Source organism: Variovorax sp. LARHSF232, assembly GCF_052871435.1.
Window position 1 is genome coordinate 551,107 of sequence record NZ_JBIXJS010000001.1, and the last position, 24,939, is coordinate 576,045.

Below are 24,939 nucleotides of genomic sequence, written 5' to 3' on the forward strand. Positions count from 1 at the left end.
GTATCAGAAACGATACGCCGCGCCCAGCCCCGCTGTCCAGTTGCGCGTCGGCGCCGCCTCGATGTAGCGGCCATTGGCCTCATTGACGATGACCGCGCCGATGTACTGCTTGCCCTGCAGGTTGTCGACCCGGGCAAAGGCATTGAGCTCCCAGCGCTCCCATTTCCAGAGGTAGCCGGCATACAGCCCCAGCACCGCATAGCCCGGCGCGCTCAGGGTGTTCAAGTCGTTGGCCCAGATCTTGTCCAGCGCCCGCATCTCGACGCCGGCGCGCCAGCCCTGCGGCGGCACATAGCCGAAGGAGGCAAAGAAGGATTGGGGCGCCACGCCCGGGATTTCGTTGCCGGCCAGCACCGTGTTGGCGCCGGTGCACGGCAGGGGCGAACAGAAGGCATCGCTGTAGCGCGCCCGCAGCCAGGTGTAGGCCAGCTGGGTGCGCCAATGGCTGGGCGTCTCCTGCGACCAGGCCAACTCGAAGCCGTCGCGCTTGGTGCTCGGCGCGTTGCGGAAGGTGGAGCGGCCGCCGACATTGGCGTTGGTCACGATCTCGTCGTCGGTGCGCGTCTGAAAAATGGCAGCCGTCAGAAATCCGCTGGCGATGCGCACCTTGGCGCCCAGCTCGAAGCTGCTGCTGACCGCCGGCTGCAGCGCAAAGTTGAAGCCGCTGCGCCCGTCCGGCCTGTAGGACAGCTCGTTCAAGGTGGGCGTCTCGTAGCCGCGGCCCCAGGTGCCGTAGAAAGACAGGTCCTGCGCCGGCGCAAAGCGCAGCGCCAGTACCGGCAGGGCGTGCTCGTAGCTGGCCGAGCCGCTGTCGTTGCCATTGCCCGGGCGGACATAGTTGTCGGCGGACTTGAACTTGACGCTGCTGTAGCGCAGGCCGGCCTCCAGGGTCCACCGGTCGGCAAAGCGCCACTGGCCCTGCACATAGGGGTCGACGTTGTAGACGTCGTTGCGCTCGTCGCGCCGCAGGCGTCCTTGCACGCCCAGCGCGGTCGGCGCCTGCGCGCTGCCGGTGAAGTTCTCGTAGCCCTTGCGGTCCTCGTCCATGGTGTCGTAGGCCAGGCCGGTGCTCAGCTCGAAGGGACGTCCGGCCAGCAGGCCGCGCGTGGTCCAACGGGCATCGAGCCCGGCGTAGTCGCGCTTCAGATCGATCACGCCGCCGGCGCTCGAGGGCGCCAGCTGGGCCGTGGGCGGAATGGCCTGGAACTGCGTGGTGCTGCGCTCGCCGCCATAGACCATCAGGCGCAGGTCGTTGTCGGCATTCAGGCGCCGCTCATAGATCACACCCGCCTGCATCTGGCCGACCGTCTTGCGGGTGTTGAACTGCTCCGCCCGCGCGGCGCTGCGTCGGTCCTGCTGGTACTCCGCAGGGGTCAGGCCGAGCGGGTCCTGGGCACGGATGCGCACGCCGTTGAGCACCACCGTGAGCTTGCTGTCGTCCTGCAGCGCAAAGCCGAGTTTGCCGTTGATGATGCTGCGCTCGGCCGCGCTGTGGTCGCGGTAGCCGTCGGTCTCGAAATGGCTGCCGCTCAGCAGGTAGCTGAAGGGGCCGTTGGAGCCGCTCAGCTGCAGGCTCTCGCGCCAACTGCCGAAGCTGCCGCCCGCCACGCCGAAGCCCAGGCGCGGGGGCCCCTCGCCATCCTCGGTAAAGACTTGCAGCACGCCGCCCGAGGAGTTGCCGTACAAGGCCGAGAAGGGCCCGCGCAGCACCTCGACCCGATCGGCCGAGCCGATGTCGATGTTGGAGGTCTGGCCCTGGCCGTCCGGCATGGTGGACGGCACCCCGTCCACGTAGATGCGCACGCCGCGCACGCCGAAGGTGGAGCGTGCGCCGAAGCCGCGGATGGACAGCTGCTGGTCCTGCGCGTAGTTCTGCCGGTTCTGGATCTGCAGCCCCGGCGCGCTGCCCATCGATTCCGACAGGTTGACCTGCATCTGGGCGTTGCGCAGTTGCGTGCCGTCCACGGCGTCCACCGAGGCCGGCACCGTCAGCGGCGGGGCGGCGCCGCGCGGCGTCGTCACGGTGATGGGCGCCAGGCTGCGCACCGGCTCCTCGCCGCCGTTTTCCTGCGCGTGCGACGCGAGCGCGAACACGGCAAGGACGGCGGTGGCATGCAGCGGAGCTTTCATGACGCAGCGGATTCTGCGGTGGAACGACAGCCCCGCGTACCCGCCGCAAACCCCTAGAACTTAGCCCCCGGGGGCAGTGCAACGCTGCGATCCGGCGCACCCAGCCCCTGGCCGGCGCCTTGTCAGGACAGCCAGCCCGAGCTCATCTTTTCAGTCACCAGGGCGATGAACGCCGACACCGCCAGCGGCAGGTGCCGACGGCTCGGATACACCACGCTCAGGCCGTGGCGCGTGTGCTGGTACTGCGGCAGCACCGGCACCAGCAACCCGGCCTGGATGTCGCGAAGGGCGACGGCGGGCGGAAGCAGCGCAATGCCCAGGCCCGCCAGTGCGGCCTTGCGCAGCGCCTGCGCCGTGTTGCCGCTGAAGCGTCCGCTGACCTGGACCTGCTCCACGACGCCGTCGGGCCCGGTCAGGCGCCAACTGATGCGGCCGCTCGGGGGCGCCGACGTCACGCAGTCGTGCTGCGTCAGCGCCTGCAAGGTGCCGGGCGCTCCGCGTGCTGCGATGTAGGCAGGGCTGGCCACCAGGCCGCCGCTGCGCGCGCCAAAGAGCTGCCGGCCGACGTAGCCGGAATCGGGCAAGGGGCCGCCTCGGATGGCCACGTCGATCTGGTCGGCGATGAGGTCGGCCTTCTCGTCGCTGAGTACGAAGTCCAGACGTACCAACGGGTGCGCGGCCAGGAATTGCGCCACCCACTGCATCGGGAAGAAGTCGAAGAAATCGGCCGTCGCGGCCACGCGTACCAGGCCGCTGGGCTGTTGGCCGCCGGCCGCCAGGGCCTGTCCGGCCTCGATCAGCCCGTCCACAGCGCCGGCGCAGCGCTCGTGAAAGTCCCGGCCGGCACTGGTCAGCGTGAGCTTGCGGGTGGAGCGTTGCAAAAGGCGCGCGCCCAGCTGGGCTTCGAGTTGCTGGAGCCGTCGGCTCACCGTGTTGGACGGCATGCCCAGGCGCCGCGCCGCTTCGGCAAAGCTGCCGCAGCGCACGACCTGCACAAAGATGGCGATGTCATTCAGGTCGAGCATTCTGCGGGTGATTCGTCGTATTTTTGGATGAGTTAATTCCAATTGTGCCGTCTAGTCGAGCAATGAACGGCGCCCTATCTTCAGGGCATCCCTTTTCTCGAAGGCAGACCATGCGCTCGCAACAACAACATTTCGACATCGGCACCGACGCCCTGGCGTCAAGCCCTGCCACGGCCCAGCCGCGCGCCATCGTCTACCGCACGCGCGGCAGCACGCATGGGCCGATCACGCGGCTGGTGAGCCCGAGCGACCTGGGCGAATTCCTCAAGCCCTTCGTGTTCCTCGACCTCTTCGGCTTCGATACCGCGGGCGGGCACAAGGGCTTCGGCATGCATCCCCACTCGGGCATCGCCACGCTGACCTATCTGATCGAAGGCGACACGCTCTATGAAGACACGACCGGCGAACAGGGTGTGCTGCGAAGTGGCGGCGTCGAATGGATGCGCTCCGGCAACGGCGTCTGGCACACGGGTGCGCCGGCGCCCGGCGTGGCGCGCGTGCGCGGCTTCCAGCTATGGGTCGCTTTGCCGGCCGACACGGAGAACGCGCCAGCGCACAGCCTCTACCTGGCTCCTGCGCAGGTGCCGCGGGATGGTCCGGCGCGGGTGCTGCTCGGCAGCTACGGGGCGGCGACCAGCCCCGTTCCTGCACCGGCGCCAATGACCTATCTGGCCGTGCATCTGCAAGACGGCCAACGCTGGCGCTTCACGCCTCCTGCCGGCCAGACGGTGGCGTGGGTCGCCGTCAATGCCGGCCGGCTCGACGCCGGGGACTCAGATCCGATCGGTGCGGGCGAATTGGCAATGCTCGAAGAGTCCGGCGATGCGATCGACTTCGTGGCGCACGGCGAGACAGCCTTTGTACTGGGCTCGGCCCGCAAGCACCCGCATGATCTGGTGATGGGTCACTACTCGGTGCATACGAGCCCGCAGGCGTTGGCGAAGGGCGAGGCAGAAATCGCGCGCATCGGCGCGCAGCTGCGGGCACAAGGGCGCCTGGGCTGAGCCCTCCCGACCGCCTTACTTCGACTCGTGTGACGGCATCGCCGGTGGCATGCTGCATGGCGCCGGCTTGGGGGCCTGGACCGGCGCTTGATGGGGCGGCAGGGGCGCGCCCAGCACCAGCGGGATCGGATCGCGGTCGGGGCGGGGAATCGGGATCGGCATGGCGGGCTCCTCGTTCTTGTTCACGGTGACGCCAGCATGGCGCTGGCCGATAGCACCGTCCGTCCTCTGCTTTCGCTGCGAGCCGGGCGCCAGTTGCCCCTTCGCCTGACGGCGTGCTCCGACGGCCAACGGCGGGGGCCGGCGCCTCCCGCCGTCCGACGGGTCGGCCTCATCGGCGCCTACGTCGAGGCCTGGGTTTGCCCCTGCGCCCCTGCCCGCCTTCTTGAAAGCGTCACAAAAACCCTTATGATTAGCACTCGCTGAGGTTGAGTGCTAACAACGGCACCCTCCTCCAGTCGATTTGGCCGCTGGCGCCCCGCCTGGGGCCCGGTTCCTTCCCCCGTTTCATATCAGGAGATGCAATTGAAACTTCGTCCTTTGCACGATCGCGTGATCGTCAAGCGCATTGAAAGCGAAACCAAGACCGCCTCGGGCATCGTCATCCCCGACAACGCCGCCGAAAAGCCGGATCAAGGCGAAGTGCTGGCCGTCGGCCCGGGCAAGAAGAACGACAAGGGCGACCTGATCGCCATGAACATCAAGGTCGGCGACCGCGTCCTGTTCGGCAAGTACTCGGGCCAGACCGTCAAGGTCGACGGCGACGAGCTGCTGGTGATGAAGGAAGACGACCTCTTCGCAGTCGTCGAAAAGTGATTTTGCGGGACAGACCAGGCAGGCGCGAAGCGGCTGACTGCTCTGTCCCCAACTGATTAATTAACTGAATTTCGGAGTTAAAGAACATGGCAGCAAAAGACGTAGTCTTCGGCGGCGAAGCCCGCGCGCGCATGGTCGAGGGTGTGAACATCCTGGCCAACGCAGTCAAGGTGACCCTGGGCCCCAAGGGTCGCAACGTGGTGCTCGAGCGCTCCTTCGGCGCCCCTACCGTGACCAAGGACGGTGTGTCCGTGGCCAAGGAAATCGAACTCAAGGACAAGCTGCAGAACATGGGCGCCCAGCTCGTGAAGGAAGTGGCTTCCAAGACTTCGGACAACGCCGGTGACGGCACCACCACCGCGACCGTGCTGGCACAAGCCATCGTTCGCGAAGGCTTCAAGCTGGTTGCCGCCGGCATGAACCCGATGGACCTGAAGCGCGGCATCGACAAGGCTGTCACCAGCCTGGTCGCCGAGCTGAAGAAGGCTTCGAAGGCGACCACCACGTCCAAGGAAATCGCGCAAGTCGGCTCGATCTCGGCCAACAGCGACGAGACCATCGGCAAGCTGATCGCTGACGCGATGGACAAGGTCGGCAAGGAAGGCGTGATCACCGTGGAAGACGGCAAGTCGCTCGACAGCGAACTCGACGTCGTCGAAGGCATGCAGTTCGACCGCGGCTACCTGTCGCCCTACTTCATCAACAACCCGGAAAAGCAATCCGCGATTCTGGACAACCCCTTCGTCCTGCTGTTCGACAAGAAGATCAGCAACATCCGCGACCTGCTGCCCACGCTGGAGCAAGTTGCCAAGGCTGGCCGTCCCCTGCTGATCATTGCCGAAGAAGTCGAGGGCGAAGCCCTGGCGACCCTGGTCGTGAACACCATCCGCGGCATCCTGAAGGTCGTGGCCGTCAAGGCGCCTGGCTTCGGCGACCGCCGCAAGGCCATGCTGGAAGACATCGCCATCCTGACGGGCGGCAAGGTCATCGCCGAAGAAGTGGGCCTGACCCTCGAGAAGGTGACGCTGGCCGACCTCGGCCAAGCCAAGCGCATCGAAGTGGGCAAGGAAAACACCATCATCATCGACGGCTCCGGCGCTGCCGCTGACATCGAAGCCCGCGTCAAGCAAGTGCGCGTGCAGATCGAAGAAGCCACCAGCGACTACGACCGCGAGAAGCTGCAAGAGCGCGTGGCCAAGCTGGCCGGCGGTGTTGCCGTGATCAAGGTTGGCGCTGCCACCGAAGTCGAAATGAAGGAAAAGAAGGCGCGCGTCGAAGACGCCCTGCACGCCACCCGCGCTGCAGTGGAAGAAGGCGTTGTGGCCGGCGGCGGCGTGGCCCTGCTGCGTGCCAAGCAAGCCGTGGGCGACAAGCTCAAGGGCGACAACGCTGACCAGGACGCCGGCATCAAGCTGGTGCTCAAGGCCATCGAAGCGCCCCTGCGCGAGATCGTGAACAACGCCGGTGGCGAAGCCTCGGTGGTGGTCAACGCCGTGCTGGCCGGCAAGGGCAACTTCGGCTTCAACGCCGCCAACGACACCTACGGCGACATGCTCGAGCTGGGCATCCTGGACCCGACCAAGGTGACCCGCACCGCGCTGCAGAACGCCGCTTCGGTGTCCTCGCTGCTGCTGACGACCGAAGCCATGGTCGCCGACGCACCGAAGGATGAAGGCGGTGCTGGCGGCGGCATGCCCGACATGGGCGGCATGGGTGGCATGGGCGGCATGGGCATGTAATTGCCACGTGTCGCTCCGGAGCACCTCGCAGTGCTTCGGGCCACAACAAGAAGCGCGGCCTCGGCCGCGCTTTTTTTATGCCCGCTCGAAAAGCGTTCAATAGGTCTTGTACGGCAGGAACTTGCCCGACAGCACCACGTTGACGCGATCGCCCTTGGGGTCGGCCTCGCGCGTGATGTCCATCTTGAAATCGATCGCACTCATGATGCCGTCGCCGAATTCCTCGTGGATCAACTCCTTGATGGTGGTGCCGTACACGCTGACGATCTCGTACCAGCGGTAGATCAATGGATCGGTGGGCACAGAGGTCGGCAGCGAGCCCTTGTAGGGCACCACCTGCAGCCACTTCTGCTCTTCACCCGCAAGGCCGAAGACCTCGCCCAGCACCTGCGCCTGCTCGGCGGTGGCCGTCATCTGGCCCAGGCACAGAGCCGTGGTCCATTCCTTCGACTGGCCGATCTTCTTGGCCACGGCATCCCACGTGAGGCCCTTGGCGACCTTGGCGGTGATGATCTTTTCGGTGACGTCGTTGCGGTTCATCTGGCTTCGCTCCTGATGGATGTACGAGTCGGCAATGCATGCAACCCCCGTGCCCGCAAGATCGGCCAGAAGCCAGCCCCACGCCGCAGAGCCGGCAACAAGCACCCGAAAAAAAAGGGCCGCATCAGCGGCCCTTGGCATGGCGTTTCGGACGCAGTGCGCCCGGGCCGGACCTCATCAGGCCGGCAGCGCCCCGTAGTTATTGCTCTCGGGCTGGGTCGGCTGCACCCAGAAATAGATGAGCACCAGGATGCCGATGACGGGGATCAGGTGAATGAGCAGGAACCAGCCGCTCTTGCCGATGTCGTGCAGGCGGCGTGCGCCCACTCCCAGCGAGGGCAGCACCAGCGCCAGCGCGGCAATGGTGTAGACGGTTCGGCCCAGCATCGCCGCGACCACCAGCACGACAACCTGGAACAGCGCAAACCACCAGAACTCCGGTCGGGCCGCGCGGCCCTCGAAGTCGACGTACTTGCGCAGACAGACCTGGACCGCTTGGACAAAGTTCATGAGTCAACTCCTCTTTGATGCCCCGGGACAAATTCCCCGGGGGCATCATAAGGCCCGGACGCAATAGGCAGCCGTTGTTGCCGGCTGAACTCAACCCTGGCGCAGCCGCGCCAACAGGCCGGCGGTGGAGGCATCCAGCCCGGCCACGTCGCCCGAGGACAGGCGCGGCTCGATGTCCCTGGCCAGCACCTTGCCCAGCTCCACCCCCCACTGGTCGAAGCTGTTGATGCCCCACAGGGCGCCGCTGGTGAACACGCGGTGCTCGTACAGGGCGATCAAGGCGCCCAACGCTTGCGGCGTGAGCTTTTCCAGCACGAAGAAGGTGCTGGGACGGTTGCCGGGAAAGTGGCGGTGCCCGCCGGCATCTTCCTTGCCGACCATCAGCGCCTGGGCCTGCGCCAGCGCATTGGCCAGCAACTTGGCATGGTGGCCTGCCAGATCGTGCGAGGCATCGCGCACCGCGATGAACTCCAGCGGCACGACGTCGGTGCCCTGATGCAGCATCTGAAAGTAGGCATGCTGGCCGTTGGTGCCGGGCTCGCCCCACAACACCGGCGAGGTGCCGAAGGGCAGCACATCGCCGGCGAGGTCGACCCGCTTGCCGTTGCTTTCCATCTCCAGCTGCTGCAGGTAGGCCGGCAGGCGCTTGAGCGCGCTGTGATAGGGCGCGATGCTGCGGCTGGTGAAGCCGTGGAAATTGCGATACCAGACGTCCAGCAGGCCCAGGCGCACCGGCAGGTTGCGCTCCAGCGGCGTGTTGCGGAAATGCTCGTCCATCGCATGGGCGCCGGCCAGCAAGGCGCGGAAGCCCTCGGAACCGATGGCCAGCGCGATTGGCAGGCCGATGGCCGACCACAGCGAATAGCGCCCACCCACCCAGTCCCAGAAGCCGAAGGTGGTGCTGATGCCGAACTCGCGCGCCGCCTCCACGTTGGTGGTGAGCGCAGCGAAGTGGCGTGCGATGTCGGTGCCACCGGACTGCTCAAACCAGCGCTTGGCCGAGTGCGCGTTGGCCATGGTCTCGGCCGTGGTGAAGGTCTTGGAGGCGATCAGGAACAGCGTGTGCTCCGGCGCCAAGCCCTTGAGCACGCCGGCCAGCTCGTGGCCATCCACGTTCGAGACGAAGTGAAAGCGCTTGCCCGGCGCCACGAATTCGTCGAGCGCCAGCACCGCCATCTGCGGCCCCAGGTCGGAGCCGCCGATGCCGATGTTGACCACGTCGGTGATGGTGTGGTCGGCCCGCATGGCGTCGGCGTAGGCCAGCATGGCGTCCAAGGTGGTGTGCACCTGCCCGAGTTCGCCCGCCAGGCTGCCGGCCGGTGCGGCCCCGGCGCGCAACAGGAAGTGCATGACGGCCCGGTCTTCCGTGGCATTGATGCGCTCGCCGGCAAACATGGCGTCGATGCGGGCCTGCAGGCCGCACTGGCGGGCCAGGGCGAAGAGCAGTTCTTCTGCCTTCGCGTCGATCAGGTTCTTCGACAGGTCGGCAAAAAGCGCCGGTGCGCTCTGGCTGAAATGCGCAAAGCGGCCGGGGTCGGCGGCGAAAGCCTGACGCAAGTCGAATTGGCGCGCCGTGGCCTCGAAGTGCTTGCGCAGTTCTTGCCAGGCGGGGGTGCGGTCGCAGCGCACGGTCATGAAGAAGCCTCCGTCATCAGCTTTTCCAGCTTGACGGCGTCCGCGGCAAAGGCCCGAATGCCTTCGGCCAGCTTCTCGGTCGCCATCGCGTCTTCGTTGAGGGCAAAGCGGAAGCCCGCCTCGTCGTAGGTCACGCCGGGGATGTCGCGCCCTTGGGCCGCCTGCGGGTCGAGGGCGCGGATGAGCGGCGCGTCGCTGTCGGGCCTGTTTGCCAGCTCGGCCAGCAGGTCCGGGCTGATGGTCAACAGGTCGCAGCCGGCCAGCGCGGCGATCTGGCCGGTGTTGCGGAAACTCGCGCCCATCACCTCGGTGGCGATGCCGTGGCGCTTGTAGTAGTCGTGGATCTGGCGCACCGACTTCACGCCGGGGTCGTTGGCGCCGGCGTTGTCGGCTTCCACCCAGCCGGCGCCGGCCGACTTCTTGTACCAGTCGTAGATGCGCCCGACAAAGGGCGAGATCAGCTTGACCCCGGCCGCGCCGCAGGCGACCGCCTGGGCAAAGGAGAACAGCAGCGTGAGGTTGGTGTGGATGCCCTTTTGCTCCAGCACGCGGGCGGCCTCGATGCCCTCCCAGGTGGAAGCGACCTTGATCAGGAGGCGCTTTTGGGTGTCGATGCCCTCGGCCCGGTACAGCGCCACGATGCGCTCGGCCCGGGCGATGGTGGCGGAGGTATCGAAGCTCAGGCGCGCATCCACCTCGGTCGACACCCGGCCCGGGATGATCGACAGGATCTCGCACCCGAAGCGCACCAGCAGCCGGTCGATGACCTGGTCCAGCGGCGCGCCGCGGTGCCTGGCCAGCACCTCGTCCAGCAGGGGGCGGTAGTCGCTCTTCTGCACCGCCTTGAGGATCAGCGACGGGTTGGTGGTCGCGTCCTGGGGCTTGAAGGCATCGAGTTGACGGAAGTCGCCGGTGTCAGCAACGACGGTGGTCCATTGGCGGAGGGCTTCGAGCTGGTTCATGCCAAACATTATCCCGCCGCAAAACTACAGAACATGTGCTCTGCGTCCGACGGCCTGTACTCCTGGCACCGGTTAGCTTGAAACACACGTCAAACGTTTGGAGATCCAGCCATGTTGCATCTCAAGCACGACACCCTGCGGCCGGCTTCCAGGACGCACGGAACAGCGGCCACGCATGGCGCCTCGATGGGTGCCCTGGCGACAGCCTTTGCCGTCGGCGGCGCGATGGCCCTGCTGGCCCTGCGCCGCGCACGCACGCTGCGCACCGCAGCGCCGGCTGGCCCGGCGGACGGGGCGCCGCTGATGCGCGCTCCGCTGCAGGTGGTCGCGCCGGTGGACCTGAAGCGCTACGCGGGCCTGTGGTATGAGCAGGCACGCCTGCCCAACCCCTTCCAGAAGGCCGGCACCGGCCCGGTGACGGCGCACTACACCCCGCTGCCGGACGGCACCATGGAGGTACGCAATCGCTGCCAGCGCGAAGACGGGCAGACCGAAGAGGCGGTGGGCGTCGCCCGCCCGGTGAACATGCCTGGCATGCCCGGCGCCGGCCGGCTGAAGGTGCGCTTCCTGCCCGGCTGGCTGGGCTGGATGCCCTTTGCCTGGGGCGACTACTGGATCCTCAAGCTGGACCGCGACTACCAGGTGGCGCTGGTCGGCTCGCCCGACCGCGGCTACCTCTGGGTGTTGTCGCGCGTGCCGCAACTGGACGAGGCCAGCCTGCAGACCGAACTGGACTACGCGCGCACCCTGGGCTTCGAGGTCGACAAGGTGGTGCGCACGGCGCACTGAGTTCGATCGCGCACGGGCCGTGCCGACGCGGGCGCGGCCCCGTTGCAACACCCATCACCTGCAGCAGCGCGGGCCGAGCGGTCCGCGCCAGCAAGTGCCGTTAAAGTGGCGGGCTTGGCACGAATCCGGCTTTCCCGACCCACGGACACTTGCAGATGAGCTTCGACCTCGTTCTCTTCGGCGGCACCGGCGACCTGGCATGGCGCAAGCTGATGCCGGCCCTGTTCCAGGCCTTTCGCCACGGCAGTCTGCCCGAGGGCGGGCGCATCATCGGCGTGGCGCGCGATGACCTGTCGGATGACGCCTATCGCGAGCTGATCCAGTCGCGCTTCAAGGCAGTGGAAGGCGCCAAGCGGCCCAGCCCGGAGGAATTCAAGGAGTTCGCCTCCATGCTGCACTACCTGCGCATGGACCTGTCCAAGCCGCACGACTACGCGCGGCTGGCCGAGCTCCTGAAGGCGCGCAATGCCGACACGGTGGTGATGTACCTGGCCACCGCCCCCGCCCTGTTCACCGCGGTGGTCGAGCAGATCGCCGCCGCCAGCCTGAACACGCCGAACACGCGGATGGTGCTCGAGAAGCCGCTGGGGCACGACCTCAAGTCCAACCGCGCCATCAACGACGCGGTGCAGCGGGTGCTGTCGGAAAACCAGATCTTCCGCATCGACCACTACCTGGGCAAGCCCTCGGTGCAGAACCTCTTTGCCATGCGCTTTGGCAACGCGCTGTTCGAGCCGATCTGGCGCCGCGAACACGTGGCCAACATCCAGATCACCATTGCCGAAGACCTGGGCGTGGAAAAGCGGGGCAGCTTCTACGACCAGACCGGCGCGCTGCGCGACATGGTGCAGAACCACGCGCTGCAGCTGGTCTGCGCGATCGGCATGGAGCCGCCCATCAACTCGCACGCCGACGCCATCCGCGACGAGAAGCTCAAGGTGCTGCGCTCGCTCAAGCCGTGGACAGCCGAGGAGATCGGCCTGCACGCGGTGCGCGGCCAGTACGCAACGGGCACCGCCTACGGCGAACGCGTGGTCGGCTACCGCGAGGAACCCGGCGTCGATGCGGAAAGCAAGACCGAAACCTTCGTCGCCCTGCGCACCGAGATCGCCAACTGGCGCTGGGCCGGCGTGCCGATCTACATCCGGACCGGCAAGCGGCTGGCTTCGCGCGACGCGCGCATCGAGGTCAACTTCCGCCCGGCGCCGCATGCCATCTTCCGGCTGCCGGCCGGCAATGCCAACAAGCTGGTGATCAACCTGCAACCCAAGGACGGGCTGGAGCTGCACCTGCTGGCCCAGGCGCAGGACAAGCGCCAGAAGAGCGGCGTGCGCGTGACGCCGCCCCTGGCGCCGGTGCAGCTGGACCTGGACTTCGACAAGCGCTTCGGGGCCGAGCGCGTGGGCGCCTACGAGCGCCTGCTCCTGGACGTGATCGACGGCCGCCTGAACCTCTTCGTGCGCCGCGACGAGCAGGAAGAAGCCTGGCGCTGGGTCGAGCCGCTGCTCGATGCCTGGTCGAGCGACGGTACGCCCCGCCCCTATGCGGCCGGCAATTGGGGCCCCAGCGCCTCCAGCGCCATGATCGCCCGCGATGGCTTTGCCTGGGGCGAGGAACAGTAAAAGGCCTCCCGGCTTTTCACTGCGCTTCGCTGCGTGTAATTCGCCACCTCCCGAGGAGGGGACCTCACCTGCGGCCCGGCAGAGCCGGTTCCGCGGTGTGGGGCTGGAACGCAGGCGTGCCGGGAGCTTTAGATGCGTCCCTCTTCCACGGCGTGGCAGGCGACGCGGATGCCGCCGATCCCCAGCAAGGCCGGGCGCTCGGCGGCGCAGCGCGCGTTGGCGTGCGGGCAGCGCGGGTGAAAGCTGCAGCCGGTGGGTGGCGATAGCGGGTTGGGCACCTCGCCCTGCACTGGCGTGCGGGCGCGGCCGGTGGCATGCATCTGCGGAATCGCGTCCAGCAGCATGCGGGTGTAAGGATGGCGGGGGTTGCCGAACAGGCGCTCCTTGTCGGCGATCTCGACGATGCGCCCGAGGTACATCACGCCGACGCTGTCGCTCACATGGCGCACCACGGCCAGGTTGTGCGAGATGAACAGGTAGGTCAGGCCGCGCTCGCGCTGCAGGTCCTTCATGATGTTGAGCACCTGCGCCTGCACGCTGACGTCGAGCGCGGAGGTGGGCTCGTCGCACACCAGGAACTCGGGCGCGGTGGCCAGGGCCCGCGCAATCGAGATGCGCTGGCGCTGGCCGCCGGAGAACTGGTGCGGGTACTTGATGCGGTCCAGCGGGCTCAGGCCCACCGACAGGAGAAGCTCGCCGACGCGCTCGCGCAGGGCAAACTTTTCGGTCACCAGGCCATGCTCGAGCAGGGGCTCGCCGATGATGGCTTCCACCGTCCAGCGCGGATTCAGACTGGCGTACGGGTCCTGGAAGATCATCTGGATGCGCTTGCGCAGCTTGCGCCCGCCGCTCGACGCAAAGGCCGCATGCGCATCCTGGCCATCGAAATCGACGCGGCCACGGGTGGGCTCATACAGCCCCACCAGCAGGCGCGCCACCGTGCTCTTGCCGCAGCCGGACTCGCCCACCAAGGCCAGGGTCTTGCCGCGCTCGATGGCAAAGCTCACGCCATCCACCGCATGCAGCAGGGTGCGCGGCTGCCGCTCGATCACGCGATTCAGCCAGGGCAGCGACACGTCGAAAGTCTTGGCCAGGTCTTCGACCTGCACAAGAGGCTTGACCAAGGTTTGCGCGTTCATGCCACCGCCTCCTTGACGTCATGCAGCCAGCAGGCCGCGCGGGTGCTGCCCGCCGCCAGCAGGTCGGGCCGCTCGCGCGAGCAGCGATCGAAGGCGCGTGGGCAGCGCGGGTGGTAGGCGCAGCCGGTGGGGATGGCGTTCAGGCGCGGCATGACGCCATCGATCTGGTTGAGGCGCTCGCGCTCCTGGCTCATGTCGGGAATGGAGGCCATCAGGCCGACCGTGTAGGGATGTGCGGGCGCATGGATCACGTCATGCACCGGTCCCACCTCGGCGATGCGGCCGGCGTACATGACGGCCACGCGGTCGCAGGTTTCGGCGATCACGCCCATGTCGTGCGTGATCAGCATCACCGCCGCGCCGCGCTCGTGGCACAGGCGCTTGAGCAGGCTGATGATCTGCGCCTGGATCGACACGTCCAGCGCGGTGGTGGGCTCGTCGGCCACGATCAGCGTGGGTTCGGCCGCCAGCGCCAGGGCAATCACCACCCGCTGGCGCATGCCGCCGGAAAACTGGTGCGGGTAGTGGTCGATGCGCTGCGCCGCCGCCGGGATGCCGGTGTCTTCCAGCAGGCTGATGGCGCGCCGGCGCGCTTCCGCCTGCGTCACCGGCAGGTGCGCTCGGATGGTTTCCTCGAGCTGGCGACCTATCGTGTAGAGCGGGTTGAGCGAAGTGAGCGGGTCCTGGAAGATGGCGCCGATGCGCTTGCCGCGGATGTGGCGCATCTGCGCGTGATTCAGCCGATCGATGCGCTGGCCCTCCAGCAGGATCTCGCCGCCCGCCACGTGAGCCGGCGGCTCCAGGAGGCCGATGATGGCGGCGCCGGTCAGCGACTTTCCGGCGCCGGACTCGCCCACCACGCCCAGCACCTCGCCCGGCGCGATGGAAAAGGAAATGTCGTCCAGCGCGCGCAAGGTGCCGCGCCGGCCGGGAATCTCGACGATGAGGTTTCGGACTTCGAGCAGAGACATGGTGTGCTTCAGCGCAGGCGGGGGTTGAGCGCGTCGCGCAGCCAATCGCCAAGCAGGTTGACGCTCAGGGCGATCAGCACCAGGGTGATGCCGGGGAACACCGTCATCCACCACTCGCCCGAAAAGAGGAACTGGTTGCCGTTGCTGATCAGGGTGCCCAGCGACGGCGAGGTGGGCGGCACGCCGACCCCCAGAAAGGACAAGGTGGCCTCGGTGATGATGGCTGTCGCCACCTGGATGGTGGAGATCACGAACACCGGCCCCAGCACGTTGGGCAGCACATGCTTGCGCATGATGCGCAGCGGCGAGACGCCGGTGACCCGCGCCGCCTGCACGTATTCCTTGTTGCGCTCCACCAGCGTCGAGCCGCGCACGGTGCGCGCGTAGTCGACCCACTTGGTCAGCGAGATGGCCAGGATCAGCACGCCGAAGGCCACGGTGGTGTGCGCATCCGGAAACAGGGCGCGCCCCACGCCAGCGATCAGCAGGGCCACCAGGATGGCCGGGAAGGACAGCATCACGTCGCACAGGCGCATCAGGAAGGCATCGACCCAGCCGCCCCGAAAGCCGGCGATCAGCCCGAGCGTGACGCCCACCAGCATCGACAGCAGCACCGAAGCCACGCCCACCACCAGCGAGATGCGCGCGCCGTACATGAGGGTGGAGACAATGTCGCGGCCCTGCTCGTCGGTGCCCAGCAGGTACTTGCTGCTGCCTTCCGGATACCAGGCCGGCGGCAGGCGCGCATCGGACAGCTCCAGCGTCGACAGGTCGTAGGGGTTGTGCGGCGCGATCCAGGGCGCGAACACCGCACAGAAGAGGCAGATGGCGCCGACGATGGCCGCGGCAATGGCCACGGGCGAAGTACGGAAGCTATAGCCGATGTCGCTGTCGAACCAGCGCGAGATTTGCTTGATCATCAAGTGCGGACGGAATGCATTCGGTTGGTGCAAATGGCATGCCCGCAGGCTTGTGGCCGGCGGGCATGCAGGCCGCCCCGCGGGCGGCAGGTCGGGATCAATCGCCCTTCACGCTCATCCACTTGAAGAACATGAAGTTGTCGGCCAACTGGGTCAGCGTGACCTTCTTGCTGACACCCCAGGCCAGCGACTGCTGGTGCAGCGGCAGGTGGCCGACGTCGTCGGTGTGCACGGTGAACACTTCCTTGATCAGCGCGGTGCGCTTGGCCATGTCGGTCTCGCCCTGGATCTGCTTGGTCAGCGCGTCCACCTTGGGGTTGCTGTAGGCACCCAGGTTGAACTGGCCGGTGCCACTGGCGTCAGGGGTTGCCATCAGCGCGTTCAGGGCGTTGTGCGAATCGTAGGTCGAGGGCGTCCAGCCCAGCATGTAGAAGCTGGTGTCGCGGCGCAGGATCTTCGGGAAGTAGGTGCCCTTGGTCTCGGCCACCAGGTTGATCTTCACGTTGATCTTGGCCAAGCTCGCCGCCACCGCCTGGCAGATCTGCGCGTCATTGACGTAGCGGTCGTTCGGGCAGTTCATCGACACTTCGAAGCCCTGCGGATAGCCGGCCTCGGTCATCAACTTCTTGGCGGCTTCGGTGTCGTAGGGCAGGCGCTTGTCCTGCGCATCGGTCCAGCCGTTGATGCCGGGGCCGACCATCAGGCCGGTGGGACGCGAGGCACCGCGCATCACGGTGCGCTTGATGCCCTCGATGTCGATGGCCTGGTAGAAGGCCTGGCGCACGCGCTTGTCCTTGAAGGGGTTCTTGCCCTTCACGCTGGAATACAAGAGTTCGTCGCGCTTCTGATCCATGCCCAGGAAAATGGTGCGCAGTTCAGGGCCGACGATCACCTTGGCGTTGGAGCTGGCGTTGACGCGCGCGACGTCCTGCACCGGCACCGGCTCCATCACGTCCACTTCGCCCGACAGCAGGGCTGCCACGCGGGTCGACGGGTTGCCGATCTTGGTGAAGATGACGTCCTGCACGTTGCCCTCGATCTTGCCCCAGTAGGTGCCGTTGCGAACGAAGGTTGTGCGCACGTCGGGCTGGCGCTCGCGCACGCGGAAGGGGCCAGTGCCGTTGGCCTTGAAGGACGCGGTGTTCTCCACGCCCTTGCGGCGGTCCACCGGACGGGCGGCGCCGTTCGCCTCGCACCATTTCTTGCTCATCATCGCCACCTGCGAAATCACGTCCGGCAGGATGGGGAAAGGCGCCTTGGTCTCGATGTCGATCGCATGGTCGCCCACCTTGCGCACTTCCTTGATGTCGTTGGTGTAGCTGTTCATGTCCGAGCCCTCGCCGGCCGCGCGGGCAAAGCTGAACACCACGTCGTCGGCGGTGAAGGGGGTGCCGTCATGGAATTGCACGCCCTTGCGCAGCTCGAAGCGCCACACCGTGGGGCTGGTCTGCTTCCAGCTGGTGGCCAGCAGCGGGGCCAGGCTCAGGTCCTTGTTGCGGCCGGTCAGGGTCTCGTAGACGTTCTGCGTCACGCTGAGCTGCAGCGACTCGTTCAGCGAGTGCGGATCGAGCGAGAGCGCATCGCCCTGGTTGGCGATACGGACGGTCTGCGCGCCGGCCAGTGCCGACACCAGCGCCAGGACGGATGCTGCGATCAACTTTTGCTGAAAATTCATGGAGGGACTCCTAGATAACAAGATTGACTAATGTGCGGCGGATGATGCGTGCAATTTGGATGCCTGAGCCTTGGCGTTTTCCATTGGGCGCTCGGCCGCCAGCGGCATGCCCTGCTCGACCAGGCTGGCGTGCATGGCGGCACCCAGCGGCAGGATCTCGTCGTTGAAGTCGTAGCGGCTGTTGTGCAGGAAGGCGCCGTCCTTCACGCCCTGGCCGATGCGCAGATAGGCCCCGGGTTTTTTCTGCAGCATGAAGGAGAAGTCTTCCGCGCCCATGCTGGGTTCCATGTTGCGCTCCACATTGCGCGCGCCCACCAGCGCCTGGGCCACATCGCCGGCGAACAGCGCCTCGGCGGCGGAGTTGATGGTGGCCGGGTAGATGCGCTCGAACTTGACCGTGGCGCTGGCGCCGAAGCCCGAGGCCACCGCGCTGCACAGCTCCACCAGGCGCTTTTCGACCTCGGCCTGCACCTTCGCGCTGAAGGTGCGCACGGTGCCCACCAGGGTTGCCCGGCCCGGTACCACGCTCATCGCGCCCAGGTCGCCCGCCTGCACGGCGCAGATGCTGATCACCGCCGTGTCGATCGGCCGTACGTTGCGCGAAACGATGGTCTGGATGGCGGTGATGAGGTGCGCCGACACCACCACCGGATCGACCGTGAGGTAGGCATGGGCACCGTGCCCGCCCTTGCCCGCCACCTCGATGGTGATGCGGTCCGCCGCGGCCATCATGGGGCCCGAGTTGATGCCCACCGTGCCCGGCGCCATGCCGGGCCAGTTGTGCATGGCAAACACCGAGTCGACCGGGAAGCGCTCGAACAGGCCGTCCTCGATCATCACGCGGGCGCCGGCAAAGCCTTCTTCGCCGGGTTGGAAGATCAGCACGGCGGTGCCGTCGAAGTTGCGGGTTTCGGCCAGGTAGCGGGCCGCGCCGACCAGCATGGCGGTGTGGCCGTCGTGGCCGCAACCGTGCATCAGGCCGCCCTTGGCGGAGCGCCAGGCGAAGTCGTTGTCCTCGTGCATGGGCAGCGCGTCCATGTCGGCACGCAGGCCGATCATGCGGCCGCTGGCGCTGGAGCGGCCGCGGATCACCGCCACCACGCCAGTCTTGCCGATGCCGGTGTGGATCTCGTCGACGCCGCAGGCCTTGAGCGACTCCTGCACGCGGGCGCTGGTATAGACCTCTTCGAAGCCCAGTTCGGGATGCGCATGCAGATCACGCCGCAAGGCGGCGATCTCGGGATGGAAGCGGGCGATATGGGCGAAGGCGCGGCCGGAGGCCTGGTAACGAACAGTGGTCATGTCAGTGGCGCCCGGCCGCCCGTAGCCGCTGACTCGCCCCCTCGGGGGGCAGCGATACGCGAAGCGATGAGCGTGGGGGCAGTTTCATCCTAGTGGCCTCCCCGCACCGAAACACGGAGCCGGGGATCGACCGCGAAATAAAGCAAGTCAACAACGAGGTTGATGGTGACGAAGATCAGCGCAATCAGGCACAGATAGGCCGCCATCACGGGGATGTCCGCATAGGTGACGGCCTGGATGAACAACAGGCCCATGCCAGGCCACTGGAACACCGTCTCGGTAATGATGGCAAAGGCGATCAGCGAACCCAGCTGCAGGCCGGTGATGGTGATGACCGGCACCAGCGTGTTGCGCAGGGCATGGCCGAAGTGGATGGCGCGGTCCGACAGGCCGCGTGCACGCGCGAACTTGATGTAGTCGGTACGCAGCACTTCCAGCATTTCGGAGCGCACCAGCCGCATGATCAGCGTGAGCTGGAAGATGGCCAGGGTGATGGCCGGCAGGACGAGGTGCCACCAGCCGTCGCGGGTCAGCAAGCCGGTGCTCCAGCCCCACACGTTGACCGTGTCGCCGCGCCCGAAGCTGGGAAACCAGCCCAGCCCGACCGAGAACACCAGGATCAAGAGGATGCCGATCAGGAAGGTCGGCAGCGACACGCCCAGCAGCGACAGCGCCATCAGAGCCTGGCTCATGAAGGTACCGCGGCGCAGCGCCGCGTAGACGCCCATCGGCAGGCCGATGACCAGGGCCAGGATGGCGGCGACGATCGACAACTCCAGGGTGGCCGGAAGGCGCTCGACGATGAGGCGCGAGACCTTGGCGCCCTGGCGCAGGCTCAGGCCGAATTCGCCTTGGGCCGCATTGATCAGGAAGTGCCAGAACTGCACGAAAAAGGGCCGATCCAGACCCAGGTCCGCCCTCAATTGGCGGATTTGATCGGGCTTCGCGTCCTGCCCGAGCAGGAAGACGACCGGATCCCCGACGTACTGGAACAAGAGGAAGGCAATGAATGCCACGACCACCATCACGACGATGGCTTGAGCCAGACGGCGAAGAACGAATGCGAACATCGTTTCAGGTTGTATCTATCTTGTTCAGGAAGAGCAAGGCGCATGCCCGGCTTCATCCCATGCGGGACGCACGGCGGCAAAGAAAAAAGCCACACGATTTGCATCGTGTGGCTTCGATCATTCGATCCGAGCTGGCACTAGGCCAGCTTCAGATTAGAACGAGTGACGGATACCGAAGTCGTAGCCGTACGACTTCTCGACCGCGCCACCGGGCAGCGGGCCGCCGGTGATCACGCTCAGAGCCGTACCAGCAGCGCCGGCGGTGTCGTTGTTCTTGTTCTTCACGTAGGCAGCGGTCGCGTACAGGGCGGTGCGCTTCGACAGGTTGTGCACGTAGCCGATCGCGAACTTCTGTGCTTCCGGATCGTCGCCAACGTTACCCAGATCGAAGTCCGTGTACGAGTACGAAGTGCGGATCAGGCCGGGGCCGATCGGGAAGGTCGCACCAATCAGGTAGCCCTTGCTGGAAGCATCGACGATCGGGCGGGTGCCGGTTGCGGGGATCAGCACGTCCGAGTTCACGTCGGTCTGGTTGTACTCGCCCATCAGCTTCATGAAGCCGAAGTCCCACGAAGCGCCGAGGTTGCCGATCTTGCTTTCAGCACGACCACCGCCTTGGAAGTTGCGGGTGATCACGTTCTCGCCGTAGGCGATAGCCACATCCAGCGGGCCATTGGCGTAGCCGACGCGACCGCCCACAAAGCGGCCGTCGAACGTCAGTGCGGTCGTGGCCGGCGTAGCGGCCGACGGGTCGAACTCGACGCGCTCGGGCAGGCCGTACTGGAACTGACCGTAGAAGCCGCCCAGGTTGGCCGGCAGGAAGTAGCCAACGGTGTTGTTCGTGCGAACGTAGTTGCTGTTGTTTGCCAGGCCGAGGGCGTTACCCAGGAGCGTGCCGCCGCCGGTCGTCGAGACAGCGTTGGTACCCACACCGTTGGTGCCGAACGGATCGAAGATCGTGTCGTTCCAGAAGGTCGGGGTGTAGTCGCGGCCAAGGCGAACTTCACCGAAGCGACCCGACAGGCTGACGGTCGAACGACGGTTGAAGAGCTGGCTGCTTGCCGTGGTCAGGCTGCCGCTACCGGCGGTGCCGACGTCGTTGCCCAGGCCGGCTTCGAGCCAGAAGCTAGCTGCCAGGCCACCGCCCAGATCTTCCGTGCCGCGGAAACCGATGCGACTCGAGTTGTAACCCGAGGTCGACAGGTCCGTACGGCTGGCCTTCACGCCGTTGAAGTTTTCGTTCTCGTAATAGCTGATGCCAGCGTCCAGAATACCGAACAGCGTGACAGACGACTGAGCCGAGGCGGCACCGGCGACGGCCAGAGCAGCCAGAGCAACTAGAGATTTTTTCATTGCAAGTTTCTCCAAGGTTAAACATAGGGCTCCGGTGCAGAGGGCTCACACTGTGACTGGCACTTTTGTGCTCCCACCGGACCCCGGGCCAACCTCCTTTTGGGAAGTTGTCGCTATTGCACCAGACGACATGCGCAAGGGCAAAGCAATTCAGCCTAAATATCTATGGGGCGAGCCGTTTCGTTGCAGTGGTGCAACAGAGAAACAGGCGCCAACCACGCTTCACCATATGGAATACAAAGGCCTCAATGCCCGGCCTGCCGGCGATTGGGTTCCAATTGGGCGATGAACCGGTCGATTGATTCATTGCTCGAGCTCGCCGACGATGCCCTGCGCACCGTTTTCGCCCGTCCGGCGGCCACCCGCGAGGTGCCCAGGCCCGTCACCTTCGATGAGCCGCTGAGCGAAGCCCAGCGGCGCGAGGCGGGAGCGCTGATGCGCGTCAACCATGTGGGCGAGGTCTGCGCCCAGGCGCTTTACACCGCGCAAGCGGCATCGACGCGCGACCCAGCCTTGCGCGAGCACTTTCTGGAAGCGTCGCGCGAAGAGACCGATCACCTGGCTTGGACGCGGCAGCGCCTGGAGGAACTGGGCGCCCGGCCCTCCTTGCTCAATCCGCTCTGGTATGCCGGTGCTTTCGGCCTGGGCCTGGTGGCCGGGCGGCTGGGCGACAAGCTCAGCCTGGGCTTCGTGGCGGAAACCGAGCGCCAGGTGGAGGCCCACCTGGACGGCCACTTGGACCGCCTGCCCGCGCCCGATCACGCATCGCGCGCCATCGTCACCCAGATGAAGCTGGACGAAGCACGCCACGCGGCGCAGGCCTGGAGTGCCGGCGCAGCAGAACTGCCGGCGCCGGCCCGCTCGATGATGCGCCTGGCGGCCCGCGTCATGACCACCGTGGCGCACCGCATCTAGCGCGATCAGACCTCGATCAGCTCGAAACTGGTGGTGATTTCGGCCGTCTTGGCCAGCATGATGGTGGCCGAGCAATAGGTGTCGTGGCTCATCTGGATGGCCCGTTCCACCGCTGCGGGCGGAATTGCCTTGCCGGCCACGGTGAAGTGCAGGTGGATCTTGGTGAATACCTTTGGATCCCTCTCGGCGCGTTCGCTGGTCAACTTGACGCTGCAGCGCTCCACCTTGTGGCGCCCGCGCTTGAGAATGAGCACGACGTCGTAGGCGGTGCAGCCGCCGGCGCCGGCCAGGACCGTCTCCATCGGGCGCGGGGCCAGGTTGCGGCCGCCGTTCTCAGGCTTGGCGGCATCGGGCGCGCCATCCATCATCAGGACATGGCCGCTGCCGGTCTCGGCCACAAAACCCATGGCGGAGTCGGTCCCGGCACCGCCGGTCCAGCTGACTGTGCATTCCATTGCTTGAAAGCTTCCATGAAAAAAATCACTCAGGACTTGTTGCAATGCAGCAAGCACTGGGTATACTTTATTTCATCGCACGTTTGGACGTGCACAAGTTGTCTCCTCCACCCTCCCAATTGGTGGATTTAGCCCCGAGCCGCAAGGCTTGGGGCTTTTTTCTTTGCGGTGGCGCCTGGCCCGGCCCAATGACGGCGCGCTCGTATCATGCTGGGCTGCCACCATGAATTCCTCCGCCTCCCCGAAGCCCAATTCGCCCGCTGCGCCAGCGACGGCCTCCGCCGCCGCGCTCACGCCTGCCGACTACCTGAAGAAGATCCTCACCGCCCGCGTCTATGACGTGGCGGTGGAATCGCCCCTGGAGCCGGCCCGCGCCCTGAGCGCCCGGCTCGGCAACACCGTGCTGCTCAAGCGCGAAGACCAGCAGCCGGTGTTCAGCTTCAAGCTGCGCGGCGCCTTCAACAAGATGGCGCACCTGTCGCCCGAACAGCTGGCGCGCGGCGTGATCTGCGCCTCGGCCGGCAACCATGCGCAGGGCGTGGCCCTGGGCGCGCACAAGCTGGGCGCGCGCGCGGTGGTGGTGATGCCGGTGACGACGCCGCAGCTCAAGGTCGACGCCGTGCGCGCCCTGGGCGGCGAAGTGCATCTGCACGGCGAAAGCTACTCGGACGCCTACCTTTACGCGCTGGAGCAGCAAAAGCTGCACGACCTGACCTTCGTCCATCCCTTCGACGACCCCGACGTCATCGCCGGCCAGGGCACCATCGCCATGGAAATCCTGCGCCAGCACCAAGGCAGGCTGGATGCGGTGTTCGTCGCCATCGGCGGCGGCGGCCTGATCTCGGGTGTGGCCAACTACATCAAGGCACTGCGCCCCGAGATCCGCGTGATCGGCGTGCAGATGAACGACTCCGACGCCATGCTGCAGTCGGTCGCGGCGAAGGCGCGCGTCACGCTGCCCGACGTCGGCCTGTTCTCGGACGGCACCGCCGTCAAGCTCGTGGGCGAGGAAACCTTCCGCATCGCCAGCAACCTGGTGGACGAATTCATCTCGGTCGACACCGACGCCGTCTGCGCCGGCATCAAGGACGTCTTCATCGACACGCGCAGCATCGTCGAGCCGGCGGGCGCGCTGGCGGTGGCGGCCATCAAGCAGTACGTGGAAGAGCGTGGCACGCGCGGCGAAACCTACGCCGCCATCCTGTGCGGCGCCAACATGAACTTCGACCGGCTGCGCTTCGTGGCCGAGCGCGCCGAAGTGGGCGAGGAGCGCGAAGCCCTGTTCGCCGTGACCATTCCCGAGGAACGCGGCAGCTTCCGGCGCTTTTGCGAACTGGTCGGCCAGTTGCCGGGCGCCTCGCGCAACGTCACCGAGTTCAACTACCGCATCAGCGATGCCGAGGTGGCCCACGTCTTCGTCGGCCTCACGACCACCACGCGCGGCGAATCGAAGACCATCGCCGACACGTTCGGCGCGCACGGCTTTGCCGCGCTCGACCTGACGCATGACGAGCTGGCCAAGGAACACCTGCGCCACATGGTGGGCGGGCGCACCGGCCTGGCCCACGAAGAACGGCTGCTGCGATTCGTGTTTCCGGAGCGCCCGGGCGCGCTGCTCAAGTTCCTGAGCCTGCTCAAGCCCAACTGGAACATCAGCCTCTTTCACTACCGCAACCAGGGGGCGGACTACGGCCGCATCCTGGTCGGGCTGCAGGTGCCGCCGGCCGACAGCGAAGCCTTCAACGGCTTCCTGGAGACGCTCGGCTACCCGTTCGTGGAAGAGACAGCCAACCCGGCCTACCGCCTGTTCCTGCAGGCTTGAACTCAGCCGGGCAGACGCTTCAGCGGGGCGCCGTCGCAGGCGCAGGACGTCTGGCGTCGGGCCTTTGCGAAGCCGGCGTGACGCCCGGCGCACTGACCGGCTTGGGCATCTGCAGGGTCAGCAGCGGCGGCGTGTCGGCGCCCGCGCCCACCGTGGCGGCGCGCACGTCCACCGACTGCAGCACGTAGCCGTCGCCGACCTGCTGGCCCACGCGATAGGGCCGCGGCGCCTTGCCGTCCACCGCGATCAGCGCGGCACCCTGCATGTCGCCGTCGGCCACCACACCCAGCAGCATGAAGCGATTGCCCGCATCGGGCGCCAGCGAGGCCAGCGGCGCGGGCGTGGCGCCGAACAGCTTCGCCACCTCGGCCGGATCGACCGCTACCGGCGCGCTCACCAGCGCGGGCGGCGCGACCGACTCCGGCGGCGCTGCCAGCTTGAGTCCCCAGAACATCAAGCAGGCAGCGGCCAGCGCCCACACGCAGGTGGTGCCCAGGGCCGCAGGCCAGCGCGGCGACGCATCGAGTAATGCTGACATGGGGCCG

Annotated in this window: 23 protein-coding genes; 7 read left to right on the forward strand and 16 right to left on the reverse strand. The window is 66.6% G+C overall.

Annotated features, from left to right (window positions below):
* Nucleotides 1-3 precede the first annotated feature (3 nt).
* Complete coding sequence (locus ACIPRI_RS02715; protein ID WP_446588226.1) at nucleotides 4-2,130, reverse strand: TonB-dependent receptor family protein; 2,127 nt, start codon at nucleotides 2,128-2,130, stop codon at nucleotides 4-6.
* A 122-nt stretch (nucleotides 2,131-2,252) separates the two neighbouring features.
* On the reverse strand, nucleotides 2,253-3,155 hold the full coding sequence (locus ACIPRI_RS02720; RefSeq protein WP_446588228.1) for a LysR family transcriptional regulator: 903 nt from the start codon (nucleotides 3,153-3,155) through the stop codon (nucleotides 2,253-2,255).
* A 110-nt stretch (nucleotides 3,156-3,265) separates the two neighbouring features.
* On the opposite strand from ACIPRI_RS02720, the gene ACIPRI_RS02725 reads away from it, so the two are divergent.
* Nucleotides 3,266-4,159: a pirin family protein gene (locus ACIPRI_RS02725; RefSeq protein WP_446588230.1), complete on the forward strand. Its 894-nt coding sequence runs from the start codon at nucleotides 3,266-3,268 to the stop codon at nucleotides 4,157-4,159.
* 15 nt (nucleotides 4,160-4,174) lie between these two features.
* On the opposite strand, the gene ACIPRI_RS02730 is transcribed toward ACIPRI_RS02725, so the two are convergent.
* Nucleotides 4,175-4,321 carry a hypothetical protein gene (locus tag ACIPRI_RS02730; protein ID WP_446588232.1) on the reverse strand — a complete coding sequence of 49 codons (147 nt, stop codon included), beginning with the start codon at nucleotides 4,319-4,321 and terminating at the stop codon, nucleotides 4,175-4,177.
* Nucleotides 4,322-4,684: 363 nt separating this feature from the next.
* On the opposite strand from ACIPRI_RS02730, the gene groES reads away from it, so the two are divergent.
* Both groES and groL read left to right on the forward strand, forming a co-directional pair.
* A complete protein-coding gene (gene groES, locus ACIPRI_RS02735) occupies nucleotides 4,685-4,975 on the forward strand; it encodes a co-chaperone GroES (RefSeq protein WP_442284792.1) in 291 nt (96 codons plus the stop codon).
* A gap of 86 nt (nucleotides 4,976-5,061) precedes the next feature.
* Nucleotides 5,062-6,714: a chaperonin GroEL gene (gene groL, locus ACIPRI_RS02740; protein WP_446588235.1), complete on the forward strand. Its 1,653-nt coding sequence runs from the start codon at nucleotides 5,062-5,064 to the stop codon at nucleotides 6,712-6,714.
* 96 nt (nucleotides 6,715-6,810) lie between these two features.
* On the opposite strand, the gene cynS is transcribed toward groL, so the two are convergent.
* The 4 genes from cynS to tal all read right to left on the reverse strand — a co-directional run bounded on the left by cynS (nucleotide 6,811) and on the right by tal (nucleotide 10,361).
* The gene (gene cynS, locus ACIPRI_RS02745; RefSeq protein ID WP_446588237.1) at nucleotides 6,811-7,254 is read right to left on the reverse strand and encodes a cyanase; all 444 of its coding nucleotides are present in this window, start codon (nucleotides 7,252-7,254) and stop codon (nucleotides 6,811-6,813) included.
* 177 nt (nucleotides 7,255-7,431) lie between these two features.
* Entirely contained in the window at nucleotides 7,432-7,764 is a 333-nt protein-coding gene (locus ACIPRI_RS02750) for a DUF805 domain-containing protein (RefSeq protein ID WP_446588239.1), read from the reverse strand.
* Between the two features lie 90 nt (nucleotides 7,765-7,854).
* Nucleotides 7,855-9,399: a glucose-6-phosphate isomerase gene (gene pgi, locus ACIPRI_RS02755; RefSeq protein ID WP_446588241.1), complete on the reverse strand. Its 1,545-nt coding sequence runs from the start codon at nucleotides 9,397-9,399 to the stop codon at nucleotides 7,855-7,857.
* Entirely contained in the window at nucleotides 9,396-10,361 is a 966-nt protein-coding gene (gene tal / locus ACIPRI_RS02760) for a transaldolase (RefSeq protein ID WP_446588243.1), read from the reverse strand. Before tal ends, pgi begins: the two co-directional genes overlap by 4 nt.
* Before the next feature lie 111 nt (nucleotides 10,362-10,472).
* Between tal and ACIPRI_RS02765 the strand changes: the two genes are divergently transcribed.
* The gene (locus ACIPRI_RS02765; RefSeq protein WP_446588245.1) at nucleotides 10,473-11,150 is read left to right on the forward strand and encodes a lipocalin family protein; all 678 of its coding nucleotides are present in this window, start codon (nucleotides 10,473-10,475) and stop codon (nucleotides 11,148-11,150) included.
* A 155-nt stretch (nucleotides 11,151-11,305) separates the two neighbouring features.
* Nucleotides 11,306-12,772 carry a glucose-6-phosphate dehydrogenase gene (gene zwf, locus ACIPRI_RS02770; protein WP_446588248.1) on the forward strand — a complete coding sequence of 489 codons (1,467 nt, stop codon included), beginning with the start codon at nucleotides 11,306-11,308 and terminating at the stop codon, nucleotides 12,770-12,772.
* A 128-nt stretch (nucleotides 12,773-12,900) separates the two neighbouring features.
* Here zwf and ACIPRI_RS02775 read toward each other — a convergent pair whose 3' ends face one another.
* The 7 genes from ACIPRI_RS02775 to ACIPRI_RS02805 form a co-directional block, all read right to left on the reverse strand.
* Nucleotides 12,901-13,911 (reverse strand): ABC transporter ATP-binding protein, encoded by a 1,011-nt coding sequence (locus tag ACIPRI_RS02775; RefSeq protein WP_446588250.1) that lies wholly within the window; start codon nucleotides 13,909-13,911, stop codon nucleotides 12,901-12,903.
* Entirely contained in the window at nucleotides 13,908-14,882 is a 975-nt protein-coding gene (locus ACIPRI_RS02780) for an ABC transporter ATP-binding protein (protein ID WP_446588252.1), read from the reverse strand. The genes ACIPRI_RS02775 and ACIPRI_RS02780 overlap by 4 nt, the downstream gene beginning before the upstream one ends.
* An 8-nt stretch (nucleotides 14,883-14,890) precedes the next feature.
* Nucleotides 14,891-15,802 (reverse strand): ABC transporter permease, encoded by a 912-nt coding sequence (locus ACIPRI_RS02785; protein ID WP_446620367.1) that lies wholly within the window; start codon nucleotides 15,800-15,802, stop codon nucleotides 14,891-14,893.
* A gap of 97 nt (nucleotides 15,803-15,899) precedes the next feature.
* Complete coding sequence (locus ACIPRI_RS02790; RefSeq protein ID WP_446588254.1) at nucleotides 15,900-17,477, reverse strand: ABC transporter substrate-binding protein; 1,578 nt, start codon at nucleotides 17,475-17,477, stop codon at nucleotides 15,900-15,902.
* A 27-nt stretch (nucleotides 17,478-17,504) separates the two neighbouring features.
* Nucleotides 17,505-18,779, reverse strand: a complete 1,275-nt coding sequence (locus ACIPRI_RS02795; RefSeq protein ID WP_446588256.1) for a M20 aminoacylase family protein — start codon at nucleotides 18,777-18,779, stop codon at nucleotides 17,505-17,507.
* A gap of 89 nt (nucleotides 18,780-18,868) precedes the next feature.
* Entirely contained in the window at nucleotides 18,869-19,849 is a 981-nt protein-coding gene (locus tag ACIPRI_RS02800) for an ABC transporter permease (protein ID WP_446588258.1), read from the reverse strand.
* Nucleotides 19,850-20,002: 153 nt separating this feature from the next.
* Nucleotides 20,003-21,202, reverse strand: coding sequence for a porin (locus ACIPRI_RS02805; protein WP_446588260.1), 1,200 nt, complete (start codon nucleotides 21,200-21,202; stop codon nucleotides 20,003-20,005).
* 285 nt (nucleotides 21,203-21,487) lie between these two features.
* Here ACIPRI_RS02805 and coq7 point away from each other — a divergent pair, with 285 nt between their 5' ends.
* Complete coding sequence (gene coq7 / locus ACIPRI_RS02810) at nucleotides 21,488-22,117, forward strand: 2-polyprenyl-3-methyl-6-methoxy-1,4-benzoquinone monooxygenase (protein ID WP_446588262.1); 630 nt, start codon at nucleotides 21,488-21,490, stop codon at nucleotides 22,115-22,117.
* A gap of 5 nt (nucleotides 22,118-22,122) precedes the next feature.
* Here coq7 and ACIPRI_RS02815 read toward each other — a convergent pair whose 3' ends face one another.
* A complete protein-coding gene (locus ACIPRI_RS02815) occupies nucleotides 22,123-22,572 on the reverse strand; it encodes an OsmC family protein (protein ID WP_446588264.1) in 450 nt (149 codons plus the stop codon).
* Between the two features lie 223 nt (nucleotides 22,573-22,795).
* On the opposite strand from ACIPRI_RS02815, the gene ilvA reads away from it, so the two are divergent.
* Complete coding sequence (gene ilvA, locus ACIPRI_RS02820) at nucleotides 22,796-24,394, forward strand: threonine ammonia-lyase, biosynthetic (RefSeq protein ID WP_446588266.1); 1,599 nt, start codon at nucleotides 22,796-22,798, stop codon at nucleotides 24,392-24,394.
* Nucleotides 24,395-24,413: 19 nt separating this feature from the next.
* On the opposite strand, the gene ACIPRI_RS02825 is transcribed toward ilvA, so the two are convergent.
* Nucleotides 24,414-24,932, reverse strand: coding sequence for a type II secretion system protein N (locus tag ACIPRI_RS02825; protein ID WP_446588268.1), 519 nt, complete (start codon nucleotides 24,930-24,932; stop codon nucleotides 24,414-24,416).
* Nucleotides 24,933-24,939 lie beyond the last annotated feature (7 nt).

Coding starts and splice junctions, on each gene's coding strand:
- ACIPRI_RS02750 (WP_446588239.1), bottom strand. CDS start 7,764: ATGAACTTTGTCCAAGCGGTCCAGGTCTGTCTGCGCAAGTACGTCGAC.
- pgi (WP_446588241.1), bottom strand. CDS start 9,399: ATGACCGTGCGCTGCGACCGCACCCCCGCCTGGCAAGAACTGCGCAAG.
- ACIPRI_RS02795 (WP_446588256.1), bottom strand. CDS start 18,779: ATGACCACTGTTCGTTACCAGGCCTCCGGCCGCGCCTTCGCCCATATC.
- ACIPRI_RS02815 (WP_446588264.1), bottom strand. CDS start 22,572: ATGGAATGCACAGTCAGCTGGACCGGCGGTGCCGGGACCGACTCCGCC.
- ACIPRI_RS02720 (WP_446588228.1), bottom strand. CDS start 3,155: ATGCTCGACCTGAATGACATCGCCATCTTTGTGCAGGTCGTGCGCTGC.
- ACIPRI_RS02780 (WP_446588252.1), bottom strand. CDS start 14,882: ATGTCTCTGCTCGAAGTCCGAAACCTCATCGTCGAGATTCCCGGCCGG.
- ACIPRI_RS02805 (WP_446588260.1), bottom strand. CDS start 21,202: ATGAAAAAATCTCTAGTTGCTCTGGCTGCTCTGGCCGTCGCCGGTGCC.
- ACIPRI_RS02725 (WP_446588230.1), top strand. CDS start 3,266: ATGCGCTCGCAACAACAACATTTCGACATCGGCACCGACGCCCTGGCG.
- tal (WP_446588243.1), bottom strand. CDS start 10,361: ATGAACCAGCTCGAAGCCCTCCGCCAATGGACCACCGTCGTTGCTGAC.
- ACIPRI_RS02800 (WP_446588258.1), bottom strand. CDS start 19,849: ATGTTCGCATTCGTTCTTCGCCGTCTGGCTCAAGCCATCGTCGTGATG.
- cynS (WP_446588237.1), bottom strand. CDS start 7,254: ATGAACCGCAACGACGTCACCGAAAAGATCATCACCGCCAAGGTCGCC.
- zwf (WP_446588248.1), top strand. CDS start 11,306: ATGAGCTTCGACCTCGTTCTCTTCGGCGGCACCGGCGACCTGGCATGG.
- ACIPRI_RS02775 (WP_446588250.1), bottom strand. CDS start 13,911: ATGAACGCGCAAACCTTGGTCAAGCCTCTTGTGCAGGTCGAAGACCTG.
- ilvA (WP_446588266.1), top strand. CDS start 22,796: ATGAATTCCTCCGCCTCCCCGAAGCCCAATTCGCCCGCTGCGCCAGCG.
- ACIPRI_RS02790 (WP_446588254.1), bottom strand. CDS start 17,477: ATGAATTTTCAGCAAAAGTTGATCGCAGCATCCGTCCTGGCGCTGGTG.
- ACIPRI_RS02825 (WP_446588268.1), bottom strand. CDS start 24,932: ATGTCAGCATTACTCGATGCGTCGCCGCGCTGGCCTGCGGCCCTGGGC.
- ACIPRI_RS02765 (WP_446588245.1), top strand. CDS start 10,473: ATGTTGCATCTCAAGCACGACACCCTGCGGCCGGCTTCCAGGACGCAC.
- coq7 (WP_446588262.1), top strand. CDS start 21,488: ATGAACCGGTCGATTGATTCATTGCTCGAGCTCGCCGACGATGCCCTG.
- ACIPRI_RS02785 (WP_446620367.1), bottom strand. CDS start 15,802: ATGATCAAGCAAATCTCGCGCTGGTTCGACAGCGACATCGGCTATAGC.
- ACIPRI_RS02715 (WP_446588226.1), bottom strand. CDS start 2,130: ATGAAAGCTCCGCTGCATGCCACCGCCGTCCTTGCCGTGTTCGCGCTC.
- ACIPRI_RS02730 (WP_446588232.1), bottom strand. CDS start 4,321: ATGCCGATCCCGATTCCCCGCCCCGACCGCGATCCGATCCCGCTGGTG.
- groL (WP_446588235.1), top strand. CDS start 5,062: ATGGCAGCAAAAGACGTAGTCTTCGGCGGCGAAGCCCGCGCGCGCATG.